Origin of the sequence: Bacillus sp. 220_BSPC (assembly GCF_001054655.1) — a bacterium.
Classification (GTDB): Bacteria; Bacillota; Bacilli; order Bacillales; family DSM-1321; genus Peribacillus; species Peribacillus frigoritolerans.
Window position 1 is genome coordinate 1 of record NZ_JVPL01000102.1, and the last position, 265, is coordinate 265.

Below are 265 nucleotides of genomic sequence, written 5' to 3' on the forward strand. Positions count from 1 at the left end.
TTAAAGTACCTTTGAATGTACCAGATTCAAAAACACTTGGATCGATTCCGGCAAATGCAACCAGTTTCTTAGGGTGATTAAACCGATCAATTTCCCCAATTTCAGAAATTATCGTGGCAGCGATTTTTTCACCGATACCAGGGATCGATTGGATAATCTTACACTCTTCAATACCTTTTGCTAAAGCATCTATCTCATCTTCAAGCTTGGATAGATGCTTTTTGTATTCAAGAAGCATATTAATATACATATCCAGGCTTAAGGT

1 protein-coding gene is annotated in these 265 nt (G+C 36.6%); it reads right to left on the reverse strand.

All coding sequences use genetic code 11. The features are described 5' to 3' along the window. Positions 1 to 265 (reverse strand): transposase (locus tag ADA55_RS06735; protein WP_153246101.1); only part of this gene is annotated, 265 nt, incomplete at both ends.